This is a genomic window from Microbacterium sp. AC026, from assembly GCF_979258475.1.
Genome location: NZ_OZ409857.1, coordinates 2,552,065 through 2,565,335, shown reverse-complemented (window position 1 = coordinate 2,565,335; position 13,271 = coordinate 2,552,065). Strand labels below are relative to the sequence as shown.

Sequence of the window (13,271 nt, the reverse complement as noted above, 5' to 3'; positions counted from 1 at the left end):
GGGTGGCACGAACTCCGGACATTCGTATCCCCCTGTGGGCGGACCTTCGCTCACAGCGAACCATTTCGGGCGCGGCCAGCGGTTTATGCACCGCGACGAACAACCGCGGATATATCGAAATGCTCTAGAAGAGGGGGTCTTCGGGCGTGAAGTCTCGCGCGTCGGCGCCGGGGTCTGCAGGCAGTTCGGAGATCGTCGCCGGCTTCCACTTCGGATTGCGGTCCTTGTCGATCAGCTGCGCCCGGATCCCCTCCACGAGGTCGGGATGCCGCAGGACGAACCACATCACGCGGCGGTACTCACCCTCCAGGGCGGCACGCAGGTTCGGCAGCGCACGTGCTTCCCGCACGGCGTCGAGCGTGACGGCCAGCCCGGTGGGCGCCAGGCTCTCGAGCAGATCCGCGGTCGCCGCGGCATCCGGGACCTCGTCCGCGCGCAGCCGCGACACGATCTCCGCGACCGTGTCGGCGGAGAACGCGTGGTCGATCCATCCCCGAGAGGCCGGAAGCGTCGACGGATCGGGAGTCTCGTCGAACAGCAGCACGATCTCGGCCGGTCCTGTCGGATCGGCACGATACGCGAGCGCCTCGCGCAGCGCGTCGAGGCGATCGGAGGGCACGAAATGGTCGGCGAAGCCGAGCAGTACGGCGTCCGCTCCGTTCATCGACGCCCCCGTGAGCCCAAAGTACTCACCGAACCGCCCAGGAGCGCGTGACAGCAGCCACGTGCCGCCCACGTCGGGCGTGAAGCCGATCCGCGTCTCCGGCATCGCGAGCTTCGATCGCTCGGTCACGATGCGGATGGCCGCGTGGCCCGACAGTCCGACGCCTCCGCCCATCGTGATGCCGTCGGCGACGGTGACCACGGGCTTCGAGTACTCGGCGATCATCGCGTTCAGCGCGTACTCCGCGCGGAAGAACTCCGCCGTCTCATCGGATCGGCCCTCCACGATCTGCGCGTGCAGTCCCCGCACATCGCCGCCGGCGCACATGCCTCGGTCGCCTTCGCCGTCGATCAGCACGATCTGCACATCGGTGTCGTACCGCCACCGCTCCAGCGTGCGCGTGATCTCCTGCACCATGCCGAAGTCGAGCGCGTTGATCGCTTCCGGTCGGTTCAGGGTCAGCCTGCCGAGGGCTCCCTCGGTACGGACGAGGACCCGGGAAGCGGCGCTGGATTCGGTCACGATTGCCAGGCTACCCGGTGGATTGAGCCTTGCATCCGGCCGTGTCTGTACGGTAAATGCACGATCCGGCGGCTTTTCCGGCAGGATAGACAGAACTGCCCACTGCAACGAGAGGTCGCAGATGCCCGACGGACAGGTGCTCGAGTTCACGCACGTCACGAAGCGGTTCAACGACGTGACGGCGGTGTCCGACTTCTCCGCGCGGGTCGAGCCCGGCGTCGTGACCGCTTTCCTCGGCCCGAACGGTGCCGGAAAGACCACCACGCTGCGCATCCTCCTCGGTCAGGTGCGCGCCACGAGCGGCACCGCCACGATCGGCGGAGTCGCACATCCTGAACTGCGTCACCCGCTGCGCACCATCGGCTCCGTCCTCGAGGAGACTGCCTACCGCCCGCGGCGTTCGGCAGCCCGCCAGCTGACCATCGCGGCCAAGGCCAACGGCATCCCGCTCTCGCGTGTCGACGAGGTCCTCTCTCTGGTCGGGCTCGAGCACGAAGCGGAAGGACGCATCGGCAGCTTCTCGCTCGGGATGCGGCAGCGGCTGAGCGTCGCGCACGCGCTGCTGGGCGACCCTGGCGCGCTCGTCTTCGACGAGCCGGCGAACGGGCTCGACCCCGAGGGCATCCGGTGGATCCGACTCCTCCTGCGCCGGCTCGCCGATGAGGGCCGCACGGTTCTCGTCTCCTCACATGTGCTGAGCGAGATCGAGCAGGTCGCAGACCACGTGCTCGTGCTCTCGAAGGGCCAGCTGGTCCTCTCGAGCGGCATCGAGAAGCTGGCCGACCCGTCCGCCGGATCCGTGGTCGTCGACGCCGAGGACCGCGCCGCCTTGAAGGCGGCGCTCTCGGCCGCCGGCCTCGAGGTCGAGGTGCTCCGCTCGGGTCTCACGGTCCGCGGCAGCAATGCCGGCGCCGTCGGCGCCATCGCCGCATCGGCCGGCATCGCTCTGGCGACCCTGGTGCAGCGCGGCCCGACGCTCGAAGACGTCTTCATCGAGCTCGTGCGCGGCGGGAGACTCGCCCCGCAGGCCATCACGGCTGCACCGGTCATCGAGTCGGAGACGCCGGTCGCGGAGGCGACAGCGCCGCTCGCGGCGGTCCCTGCTGCGTCCGACTCGTCCGACGCCGTTGCGTCCGAAGCCGACGCCGCCGAAGCCGACTCGTCCGATTCCGGTGCGTCCGATTCCGACGCGGAACGCGCGGAGGCCGATGCGGCCGACGTCGAGGCTGACGCCGCCGCGGATGCGGCGGATGCGGCTCGCGACATCGAGTACGCCGCGGCGGAGCTCGGCTACGCAGCGGACGCCTCGGATGCGAACGACGCCGAGGATGCGGCTGATGTGGCCTCCGACGCCGCGCATGCGGGCGGTGACGAGGTCTCCGGCGACGACGACTCGACGGGGGAATCGACCGAGCACGAGACCCCGGCCGAGGAACAGCCTCAGCCCTCCTTCGACGACATCCTCTTCGGCACGACCCCTGTCGGTGCTCCCACCGATCCCGATGTCCCCTCGGCGGCCGAGAGCGGCGCGGAGGAGCACTCCGGCGTCGAGTTCTTCGGCGAGGCGCACGACTCCGAAGACGCGTCGGAGTCGTCTGATGACGTCGCCGCGCCGTCTGACGATGACCCCCGATCCGCGGCCGTCACCTCGATGCTCGCTGCAGCAGCGCGCGCGTACTACGAGGACGAGCCGAAGGACTATCCGCTCGGAGACGCCGACGCATCAGCCGACGCGCAGGCGACGACGGATGCTGAAGGCGAGCACCACGAGGGCGAGCACCACGAAGGTGAGCACCACGAAGGTGAGCACCACGAGCACCACGAAGGTGAACACCACGAGCATCACGAGCACCACGAAGGTGAGCACGACCGCTCCTGAGGTCGCTCCCCATTGCGAACGCCCTCCGCGCCATAAGGCTGCGGAGGGCGTTTCCCGTTCCGTGACGGTCAGGCGGGACGCGGGCGGATCACTGGGCGGCGGCTGCCCTTCGAGACCGGCGTGGGCGACGTCGCCACGATCTCCTCGACGTCCGCCGGCTCATCCGACACATCGAGTCGGAGCGCTTGGGTCAGGGCGAGGCCGTGCCTCGTCGTGAGGATCAGTCGCCGGTACTGCGCGTCCCCGGAGAGATCGATGACCACGCTGGGACGACGTTTGCGGATGAGGACGAAGTCGACGCTGCCTGCGGCCTTCCACGTGCCTGCGGCGAGCACTCCGGGGATGTGCGTCCCCGGGTTCGGCACGCCACGCAACCAGGTCCACGCATCATCGATGAGCTGGACCTTGGTGATGGTGTCGCGCACGAGCCGCACGTTGTCCCGGTGGAAGCTCGCCGCACGCTCGATCGGCGAGAGCACGATCTCGAGTTGCGTCTGGTCCAGCAGCAACGTCACCATGCGTCCAGTCTGCCAGCGGCACCCTTCCAGATGTCTGTGTCTTGTTCACAGGAAGGCAACGATCCGTTGTCGGTTCCCACGATTCCACCCCTTTTCCATTCCGGTGTTCCGCTCGACTTTCGAACAAATCTACTAGATTCGGAACAGGACATTCGCCACCGACCCCGGCCTCGAGCAGCGTGCAGAGCTTCTCGACTCCTGGGTCGAAAAGCGACGGCAGATTGTCCGGCTGGAGGACGAACAGCCGGTCGCATCGCTCAGGGCAGCATCGAGTATGCCTTCACGGGTGCGGCATTCCTCGAGCGGGGCCACCCACGCGTCCAGGAGGCCTCCGCGAGGGAGCCGTCACGGCGGGTGGGGGTCAGCTCCGCTCAGGCAGTCGCGGCGGCATCAGCTGCGGCGCGCGCAGCCACGGGCAGAGCTGCCTCGATGCGCTGCAGCTCTTCCTCACCGTGAGCGGCGGTGAGGAACCACGCCTCGAACACGCTCGGAGGGAGCGCCACGCCCTGCTCGCGCATCGCATGGAAGAACGGGGCGTACCGGAACGACTCCTGCGCCTGAGCCTCGGTGTAGTCCCGAGGTGCAGATCCGCGGAAGGAGGCGCTGAAGAGGTTGCCGGCATGGGCGACGGCGTGGGTCGCACCGGCCTCCGTGAGCGCCTCATCCAGGGCTCGGGAGACTCGCGCCGCGGCCGCGTCGACCGTCGCGTACACCTCCGGCGTGGCGAGGCGCAGCGTCGCGAGACCCGCAGCGACCGACAGCGGGTTACCCGACAGCGTGCCCGCCTGGTAGACGGGTCCCAGAGGAGCGAGAAGGTCCATGATCTCCGCACGACCTCCGAGCGCAGCCAGCGGCATCCCTCCGCCGACGACCTTGCCGAAGGTGATGATGTCGGGCAGATAGTCCTCACCGGCGGCCGCCTGGAGCCCCCAGAAGCCCGCCGGGTGCACGCGGAAGCCCGTCAGCACCTCGTCGAGGATCAGCAGGGCGCCATGGGCGTGAGCGGTCTCGGCGAGCAGGCGGTTGAACCCCGGCAGCGGCGGAACGACGCCCATGTTCGCCGCTGCGGCCTCGACGATCACCGCTGCGATGCGCGGGCCGTGCTCGGCGAACACAGCTGCCAGAGCGTCGGGATCGTTGTAGTCGATCACCAGCGTCTGAGCCGCGATGGGCGCAGGCACACCCGCGGAACCCGGAAGCGCGAGCGTCGCGACACCGGAGCCCGCCGCAGCGAGCAGACCGTCGGAGTGCCCGTGATAGTGCCCGGCGAACTTCACCAGCAGGTCGCGTCCGGTGGCGCCGCGGGCGAGCCGGATCGCCGTCATCGTCGCTTCGGTTCCGGTCGACACGAGCCGCACCCGCTCCACCGGCCGAACCTCCCCGAACCGCACGCGGTCGGCGATCAACTGAGCGAGCTCGACTTCGCCCTCCGTGGGAGCGCCGAACGAGAGGCCTCGGGTGGCCGCTTCCTGCACGGCGGCGACGACCTCCGGGTGCGCGTGGCCGAGCAACGCCGGCCCCCAGGATGCCACGAGGTCGACGTAGCGGTTGCCTGCGGCATCCGTGACCGTCGCGCCGCTCGCCGAGGCGAGGAAGCGCGGCGTGCCGCCGACCGAGCCGTACGCGCGCACCGGCGAGTTCACACCTCCGGGGATCACCGTGCGGGCAGCGGAGAACAGGTCGTCATTGCGGTCGGTCACAGCACACTCCTCAACGATGCGCGGACCTCTCCCGGCATCCCATCCAGGCTAATGCGCCGACCTGAGGGCGGGACTCAGATCGACGGGGCTCTCAGCGAAGGCGTGCGCGACTCAGCCGCGCAGCCAGCGGGCGGCCTCGGTCGCCCAGTAGGTCAGGACGACGTCAGCACCCGCACGGCGGATCGAGAGCAGCGACTCGAGGACCGATGCACGACGATCGATCCAGCCGTTCGCAGCGGCCGCCTCGATCATCGCGTACTCGCCGGAGACCTGATATGCCCACACAGGAATGTGGACGGTGTCGCGCACCTCCCGCAGCACATCGAGGAACGCCATCGCCGGCTTCACCATGACGATGTCGGCGCCTTCCTCCTCGTCGACGACGGCCTCGCGCACACCCTCGCGACGATTGCCCGGGTCGAGCTGATAGGTACGACGGTCGCCCGTGAGCTGCGAGTCGACGGCTTCACGGAACGGGCCGTAGAACGCGCTCGCGTACTTGGCGGCATACGCGAGCAGCAGCACGTCGGTGTAGCCGTCCGAGTCGAGCGCCTCGCGGATGACCGCGACCTGGCCGTCCATCATCCCCGACAGACCGAGCAGCTGCGAGCCGGCGCGCGCCTGCGAGAGCGCCATGGAGGCGTACCGCTCGAGGGTCGCATCGTTGTCGACCGACCCGTCAGCTGCGAGAACACCGCAGTGACCGTGATCGGTGAACTCGTCGAGGCAGAGATCCGTCTGCACCACGAGTGCATCGCCCACCTCGGCGGCCAGCGCCTCGGTCGCGACGTTGAGGATGCCCTGGGGATCGTCGGCGCCCGAGCCCTGAGCGTCGCGCACGGCGGGCACGCCGAACAGCATCACACCGCCGACACCCGCCTCGGCAGCCTCGGTCGCGGCGGCCCGCAGAGAGTCGAGCGAATGCTGCGCGACCCCCGGCATCGATCCGATGGGCGCGGCCTCGGTGAGTCCCTCGCGGACGAACAGTGGAAGCACCAGCTGACGAGGCTCGATCGAGGTCTCGCGCACCAGTCCACGGACTGCAGCAGACTGGCGGAGGCGGCGCAGTCGTACGTCGGGAAAGCTCACGGTGCCAACTCGTCCGCCGCATGCGGGAGGGTGTAGCTCGACACCGCGTCGATCAGCGCGTCCACAGTCTGACGGTCGGCGACGACGGTGATCGGCAGACCTGCCCGATCGGCATCCTTCGCGGTGCGCGGACCGATGGCCGCCAGCAGCGTGTCGTCCGGGATCAGCGGGAACTGCTCGCGCACCTGCTCGGCGACCGAACCGCTCGTGATCAGGATCGCGTTGATCCGTCCGTTCTCGACATCACGCTTGATGCGCTCCGTGACCGGGACGCCGACCGTGCGATATGCCACAACGCTGTCGACATCGTGACCGGCCTCCTGCAGGAGGACGCTGAGCACGGGCTTCGCGATCTCGCTGCGCAGCGCCAGGATGCGACGAGGCTCGGTCTCGAGGGCGATGAGCTGCTCGGCCATCCCCGCGGCCGAATTGTCTTCGTCCGGCACCATCGCGACTTCGTAGCCGACCGCCTGCAGGGCGGCGGCGGTCGTCTCGCCGACGGCCGCGATCTTCGTGCGGCGCGGGACGATCGCGCGGTGCGCGAACATCACGTCGACGGTCGTCGCACTCGTCACCGTCAGCCAGTCGTACTCTCCATCCGCGAGCCGGGTGAGAGCGACGTCGAGGGCTGCCTGGTCGGTGGTGGCGGCGAAATTGATCAGCGGTGCCACGACGGGCACCGCGCCACGGGAGCGCAGACTGGCGGCGACACCGTCGCCCCACGGCCCTCCGCGGGGTACGAGGATGCGCCAGCCGTCCAGCGGTCGGTCCTGCTTCGAATTGGTCATGATGAGGAATGCTCTCGGGAGACGAGGTCGGCCGCCCCTTGCTCGAGCAGCCGATGGGCGACAGACAACCCGATCTCGCGTGCTGCGTGCATCGGGTCTGCACCACCGGCAGCATCCGCTCCATTGCCGCTGCCGTTCCGACGAATATACTCCCCGTTCACGGCTTCGGTGACGTCGAGGCCGATACGGCGCCCACCGTCGGTGGCGTAGACGACTGTCCTGATGCGGATCTCGTCGCCCTCGACGACCGCATGTGCGGCCATCGGCGCCTGGCATCCGGCATCCAGCCCCTCGAGAACGGCACGCTCCACGGTCACCGCCAGACGCGTGTCGAAGTCGTCGAGCTCGGCGAGCGCGGCGAGCAGCTCTGCGGGGGCATCCGTGCGCGTCTCCACGGCGAGCGATCCCTGCCCCGGCGCTGTCGGCCATTCGGAGAGGCCCAGCTCTTCGCGGCGCAGCGGGGAGTCCGTGCCGAGGCGCGACAGACCGGCCGCAGCCAGGATCACCGCATCCAACTCGCCGGAGGCGACCCGCTGCAGACGAGAATCGACGTTGCCCCGGATGTCCACGACCTCCGCGTGCGGAGCCCTCCGGTGCACCTGCGCGATGCGCCGGGGGATCCCGTGCCGACCTTGCTGCCGGAACGGAGCTGGTGCAGCGGTGTGCCGCCGCGAGTGATCGCGACGTCGCGCGCGTCCTCACGCACCGGGGTCGCTGCGATGACGAGACCGTCGGGGATCGCGGTGGGAAGGTCCTTGAGCGAATGCACGAGGAAGTCGCACTCGCCGGCGAGCAGTGCCTCTCGCAGACGCGTGGCGAAGATGCCCTGACCGCCGATCTCCGACAGCGACGCACGATTCGTGTCGCCCTCGCTGGTGATCGGCACGAGCTCGACGGGCCGCCCCGAGATCTTCTCGAGCGCGGCGGCGACGTGCCCCGACTGCGCCTGGGCGAGCGCGCTGCGGCGGGTGCCCAATCGGATCGGGGAGGGGGTCTGACTCTGAGTGTTCATCGTCGACCTACTGCAGCACGTCCGCGATCTCGTCGAACCGGAGGCGTCGGCCCGTGTAGAACGGGACCTCCTCCTTCACGTACAGGCGCGCGTCGGTGTAGCGCAGGTCGCGCATGAGATCGACCAGCTCGGTGACCTCGTCGGCTTCGAGCGGCAGGATCCACTCGTAGTCGCCCAGGGCGAATGCGGCGACCGTGTTCGCGATGACCCCGGTGAATGCCGCTCCCTTGCGTCCGTGATCGGCGAGCATCTTCCGGCGCTCCTCTTCGGGCGCGAGATACCACTCCGGCGTGCGGACGAACGGGTACAGGCACAGCCAGTCCTTCGGCTCCACGCCGCGAAGGAATCCCGGGACGTGAGCCCGGTTGAACTCGGCATCGCGGTGCACGCCCATGACGTTCCAGACCGGCAGCAGGGTGCGCAGCAACTCGGTGCGGCGGAGGCGGCGGAGAGCCTTCTGCAGGTCTTCGGCCGTGTCGCCGTGCAACCACACGAGCAGATCGGCGTCCGCCTTCAGGCCCGAGACGTCGTAGAAGCCACGGACCGTGACGCCGGAGTCCTCGATGTACGAGACGATCGTCTCGAGCTCCGTGGAGTCGGACTCGGTGACCGCCACATCGGGGTTTCGTCGCCAGACTGCCCAGAGGGTGAAGCCGGACGGGTTCTCTTCGCGCGCATCGGACATGGATCCAGTCTGCCCCCTTTGTGAAGCACTCGCGAACGCGAGTCAGGATGCGAGGATTTCGGCCTGCGGTCAGCGCGAGAGCGCGCGGGCGATCGCCCAGACGGCACCGCCGACGATCACCGCGACGCCCACGGCTCCCGCGATCGCGGCAGCCGGGTTGCGGTCGGCGAAGACCCTCGCCTTCGCCGCGGCGCGCTTGGAGGCCGTGTCGATGCGCCGGGGGAAGTTGCCCTTTACCTCGATCGCCGCGAGAGCGGCCTTCAGCTCCGCCCGAGCCGACTGGACCGGGTCGACGATGCCCGCCGGAACCGCCGTCTTGGGCAGCGGCCTCGTGATCTCAGAGTTCGTCATTTCCGGCTTCCTTCACGAGTCTGATGTCTTCGCCCACCGCTTGCGCGGGGTTCTTACGAGCGAGCACCTTGCGGAACTTCAGGATGCCGAGCAGCGCGAACAGCAGCACGGCGAGGATCAGGATGCCGAGCACCGCCAGGGCGGACAGCCAGACCGGCCACCACGACGACAGCCCGGCGATCGCGAACACCAGGATCACCGGCACGGCCCAGAACAGGAAGAAGAGAGCGACGAGGAACCAGACGGAGCCGATCCCCGCGTCCTTCGCCGTCTTCGAGATCCAGGTCTTGGCCGCGTTGATCTCGGCTTTGACGAGGCTGCTGATGAGCTCGGGAAGATCGCCGATCAGGGACAGCAGGCTGTCCTCGGCGCGATCGCGGTATCCGCGGGGCATGTCAGCTGCCAGACTTCGCGGCGGTGGAGCCGGGCGTTGCCGGCTTCTTGGCCGCGGGCTTCTTCGCGTCGTCCTTCTTCGCGGCGTCCTTGACCTCTTCGACGGCGTCCTCGGTGGCGTCGACGATGTCGTCAGCGGCCTTGCGCCCCGCAGCCACGGCGGAGTCGAGTCGCTGCCCAGCGGTCTTGTCGCCACCGCTGGCCGACTTGACGACCTTCTGCACGCCGGTCCAGATCGCACCGGGCACTGCCGCCGCCTTGTCGCCGACGTAGCCCTTGACCTTGTCGACCTGCTCCTGCACCGGGTCGAGGTTCCAGACCTTCAGCCACTGCGTCTTGATCTGCTCGTACCTCTCGCGGCCCGCGCGAGTTCCGAGCACGTATCCCACGCCGATTCCTACGACGAGTCCGATCTTCCCCTTCATGGGGTCTCCTCACGTTGTTCCGGTGTGAACGCCTGGGGCGAACCGACGACTCGGAGCCGCCTGCAGGTGTCCAGCGTAGCCCCGTATGCCGATTTCGGCATCTGTCACGCAGAGGGTTGACAGCGGAGCGACTTTCGGGTTCGTGCGACGGCGTCAGTCCCAGAGCAGCGCCCGACGAAGCCGGTCCGCCTCTTCGCGCGCGTCGGGGATCACCTGGGCGAGACCCGTGCCGGCCAGCCACGCGCCGACGGCGGCGAGCCCGTGCACGCCCTGCACAGCCGACCTCGCGGCCTCTCGGCGCGCACCGGAGCCGATGATCGATGCAGGCTGCGACTGCACGTACCTCGCGCGGTGAGACGCCACGAGGTCGCCCGCAACGAGCGGCACGCCGAGGAGAGCGGATGCTTCGCTCAGCGCCAGTCGAGCCGCAGCGTCGTCGTCGAGCGCGGTGGTGGCGGCGGGTTCGCCCTGGGCTCCGAACGAGACCCGCACGACGTGCCTGGGGCCGGCCGCGGCGCGCACCCAGTCCCACTTCGCACTGGAGTGGGTGAGCGCCTTCGCTGTGTGGCTGCCGGGGACGGTCAGCACGCCGGTGCCCCGTGGAGCACCCGCCAGTGCCGACGGCTCCAGCAGCAGTGTGACGATCTCGATCTCCGGAGCATCCGCCGGCGCGGTCTCCGCCAGTGCGGGCACGCTCTTCTCGAGAAGTCGCCTCGCGGCGCCCTCGGAGGTCGCGACCACCACGCCATCTGCGGCGAACTCGATCTCCTCCGTGTGAGCGTCGCCGAGAACGGCGTCTGCCTCGGGAGCGACGTCGGCGTGAGCCTTCACCATCCACGCCTCGGCGGTGCGCGTCAGCTGCGTCACCCGCGCGCCGGTGTGCACGACGCCACCCAGCTTCTCGATATCCGCGACCAGCGCCTCGATCAGCACCGTCATACCGCCGTCGAGCCCTTCCACGGCCGCGCCGGGCGCGAGCGCGGCACCTTCGCGAATCGCGGCTCCGCGCGCCTTCGCAGCTCTGTCCGCGCTCTCCTGCCGCATCGTCTGCACCGCCCCCGAGAGCGATCCGACGCGGGTGAGGGCGGCGTTGAGTCCGGGGGCCGCGATGTCGACGTCGACGTCGTCAGGCGAGGCTGAGTACACACCGGTCGTGACCGGGGCGACGAGACGATCGCGCACCCTGGCTCCCATGCGCGACGACACCAGTCTGCCAAGGCTCTGACTGTGGCCGATCGTCAGCGGCGGGCGAACGCGATCCAGGTACGCACGCCATGCGCCCGACCACCCGATGATGCGACGGACGTCCTCCTGGAACGGATTGCCGGGGATTCCGAGGATCCCGCCGACGGGCAGCGGTGCCGCGCCGATGCCGGGGATGCCAGCGAGCCAGGCGCTCCCTGCCGCGGGCGCGACGATACGGTCAGCGAGGCCGAGCTCCTCGATCAGAGCGCGCACACGGCCGCCCCTCGTCGCGTAGCTCTCCGCGCCCGCATCCACCATCACGCCTTCGAGCTCAGCGCGACGGATGGCGCCGCCGACGGCATCCGTCGCCTCGAGCAGGGTCACGCGCATGCCGACCTTGACGCACTCCCGGGCGGCGATCAGGCCGCCGATGCCCCCGCCGATGACGACGATGTGCCTCTCCGCCGCCCTCGCGGCGAGGTCGGCCGGTTCGGCGGGGGCGTCTCACTGTTCGCTGGCTTCGACGTCATGCGTCAATCCTTCCATCCGCCGGGGGAACGGCTTCCAGCATTCGGCCGGACAAACCCGTCACGCTTCGGTCTGCACCGCGGATTCCCGCCCGGTGCCGCGCTTGCGCACCTCACGGAGCACGATCTGCTCGGGGCACACGGTCGACAGGAAGTCGCCTACGGAGAGCGCCAGCCGCTCGCCGACGAGGGAGTACAGGATGCGATTGGCATCACGACGCTCGCTCACGAGACCCGCCTGACGAAGAACGCCGAGGTGCCGCGAGATCGTCGGCCCGCTCGACGAGAACCGCGAGGCTATCTCACCCGCTGCGAGCTCGCCCTCTTTCAGATCCTGCAGGATCTGGCGCCTCGTCGGGTGCGCCAGAGCCGCGAAGACGTCCGACGCGCTATCTGTCATGTGTGCAATCTAGCACTGACGCTATATTGCATCCTCGTGAAGCTCGGCCGTGAAGCGCCCTGGAACTCAGATCGAATGGACCAGCTCGACGATACGGGTGAGCTGATCGGGGTCCGCCTCGGGCGGCACGCCGTGCCCGAGGTTGACGATGTGTCCCCTGGCGGCACGCCCGCGCTCGACGACGTCGCGCACATGCGCCTCGAGCACCGGCCACGGAGCGGACAGCAGTGCCGGATCGATGTTGCCCTGCACCGAGACGTCGGGGCCGAGGATCGCGGCGGCCTCGTCGAGCGGCATCCGCCAGTCGACACCGACGCCGTCGGCGATGCCGTCCAGGCGCATGTCGGCGAGGAAGGGCCCGGTGCCCACGCCGAAGTGGATGCTCGGCACGCCGATGGCATCGAGGGCGACACGCGAATGCGGTGCCACGTACGCGCGATAGTCGGCGGTGCTCAGCGAGCCGGCCCAGGAGTCGAACAACTGCACGACGGATGCTCCGGCATCCCGCTGGATCTCGAGGAACCGGCGTGAGACCTGCGCGAGCCAGCCCGCGAGGCGGTTCCACGACTCCGGATCGGCGTGCATCATGGCCCGCGCCCGCAGGTGCTCCTTCGACGGGCCGCCTTCGACGAGGTACGCGGCGAGAGTGAAGGGAGCACCCGCGAATCCGATCAGGGGGTGTCGCCGAGCTCGGCCGTGACGATGCCGACGGCCTCGGCGATCGCGGTGCCGTCGAGCGACAGCGGGTCGATCGCTGTGATGCGATCGACATCGGCGGCAGACCGCACGGGGTCGGCGAACACGGGGCCGCGTCCGGGCTCGATCTCGACGTCCACCCCGGCGAGACGCAGCGGGATGACGATGTCACTGAAGAACACGGCGGCGTCCACGCCGTGACGACGCACGGGCTGCAGCGTGATCTCGGCCGCGAGATCGGGGGTCAGGCAGGCGTCCAGCATGCGCGTGCCGACGCGCAGCTCGCGGTACTCGGGCAGCGACCTGCCGGCCTGGCGCATGAACCACACGGGAGCATGTTCGGAGCGGGGGCCGGTGAGGGCGCGCAGCAGCGGAGCGTCGGAGAGGACCATGCGACCATCCTCCCATCCGCCGCCGGGCCGACCTGCATGAAGCCT

General features: G+C 69.3%; 12 protein-coding genes and 3 pseudogenes. 1 reads left to right on the top strand and 14 read right to left on the bottom strand.

The window, feature by feature from the left end; translation table 11 throughout:
- Positions 1-124: 124 nt before the first annotated feature.
- A complete protein-coding gene (locus tag ACZZ93_RS12860; protein ID WP_463511240.1) occupies positions 125-1,186 on the bottom strand; it encodes an enoyl-CoA hydratase/isomerase family protein in 1,062 nt (353 codons plus the stop codon).
- Here ACZZ93_RS12860 and ACZZ93_RS12855 point away from each other — a divergent pair.
- Positions 1,080-1,865: pseudogene (locus ACZZ93_RS12855) on the top strand (ATP-binding cassette domain-containing protein); the annotation flags it as partial. The gene ACZZ93_RS12860 and the pseudogene ACZZ93_RS12855 overlap by 107 nt on opposite strands.
- Positions 1,866-2,829: 964 nt before the next feature.
- On the opposite strand, the gene ACZZ93_RS12850 reads toward ACZZ93_RS12855, so the two are convergent.
- The 13 genes and pseudogenes from ACZZ93_RS12850 to hemE all read right to left on the bottom strand — a co-directional run bounded on the left by ACZZ93_RS12850 (position 2,830) and on the right by hemE (position 13,226).
- Complete coding sequence (locus ACZZ93_RS12850) at positions 2,830-3,078, bottom strand: pentapeptide repeat-containing protein (RefSeq protein WP_463511746.1); 249 nt, start codon at positions 3,076-3,078, stop codon at positions 2,830-2,832.
- 55 nt (positions 3,079-3,133) lie between these two features.
- Positions 3,134-3,583: a hypothetical protein gene (locus ACZZ93_RS12845; RefSeq protein WP_053097989.1), complete on the bottom strand. Its 450-nt coding sequence runs from the start codon at positions 3,581-3,583 to the stop codon at positions 3,134-3,136.
- 371 nt (positions 3,584-3,954) lie between these two features.
- Positions 3,955-5,283, bottom strand: coding sequence for a glutamate-1-semialdehyde 2,1-aminomutase (gene hemL, locus ACZZ93_RS12840; RefSeq protein ID WP_363522601.1), 1,329 nt, complete (start codon positions 5,281-5,283; stop codon positions 3,955-3,957).
- Between the two features lie 111 nt (positions 5,284-5,394).
- Positions 5,395-6,372 carry a porphobilinogen synthase gene (gene hemB / locus ACZZ93_RS12835; protein WP_053097991.1) on the bottom strand — a complete coding sequence of 326 codons (978 nt, stop codon included), beginning with the start codon at positions 6,370-6,372 and terminating at the stop codon, positions 5,395-5,397.
- On the bottom strand, positions 6,369-7,160 hold the full coding sequence (locus tag ACZZ93_RS12830) for a uroporphyrinogen-III synthase (RefSeq protein ID WP_053097992.1): 792 nt from the start codon (positions 7,158-7,160) through the stop codon (positions 6,369-6,371). The genes hemB and ACZZ93_RS12830 overlap by 4 nt, the downstream gene beginning before the upstream one ends.
- A pseudogene (hemC, locus tag ACZZ93_RS12825) lies at positions 7,157-8,172 on the bottom strand (hydroxymethylbilane synthase). Before hemC ends, ACZZ93_RS12830 begins: the two are co-directional and overlap by 4 nt.
- A 7-nt stretch (positions 8,173-8,179) precedes the next feature.
- The gene (gene hemQ, locus ACZZ93_RS12820; protein ID WP_053097994.1) at positions 8,180-8,857 is read right to left on the bottom strand and encodes a hydrogen peroxide-dependent heme synthase; all 678 of its coding nucleotides are present in this window, start codon (positions 8,855-8,857) and stop codon (positions 8,180-8,182) included.
- A gap of 69 nt (positions 8,858-8,926) precedes the next feature.
- Positions 8,927-9,208, bottom strand: coding sequence for a hypothetical protein (locus ACZZ93_RS12815; RefSeq protein ID WP_072592006.1), 282 nt, complete (start codon positions 9,206-9,208; stop codon positions 8,927-8,929).
- On the bottom strand, positions 9,195-9,602 hold the full coding sequence (locus ACZZ93_RS12810) for a phage holin family protein (RefSeq protein WP_053097996.1): 408 nt from the start codon (positions 9,600-9,602) through the stop codon (positions 9,195-9,197). Before ACZZ93_RS12810 ends, ACZZ93_RS12815 begins: the two co-directional genes overlap by 14 nt.
- Position 9,603: 1 nt before the next feature.
- A complete protein-coding gene (locus tag ACZZ93_RS12805; protein WP_463511239.1) occupies positions 9,604-10,026 on the bottom strand; it encodes a hypothetical protein in 423 nt (140 codons plus the stop codon).
- A gap of 153 nt (positions 10,027-10,179) precedes the next feature.
- Positions 10,180-11,655, bottom strand: a complete 1,476-nt coding sequence (locus tag ACZZ93_RS12800) for a protoporphyrinogen/coproporphyrinogen oxidase (RefSeq protein ID WP_463511745.1) — start codon at positions 11,653-11,655, stop codon at positions 10,180-10,182.
- Between the two features lie 144 nt (positions 11,656-11,799).
- A complete protein-coding gene (locus ACZZ93_RS12795; protein WP_053097999.1) occupies positions 11,800-12,138 on the bottom strand; it encodes a metalloregulator ArsR/SmtB family transcription factor in 339 nt (112 codons plus the stop codon).
- Between the two features lie 66 nt (positions 12,139-12,204).
- A pseudogene (gene hemE / locus ACZZ93_RS12790) lies at positions 12,205-13,226 on the bottom strand (uroporphyrinogen decarboxylase).
- Positions 13,227-13,271: the final 45 nt, after the last annotated feature.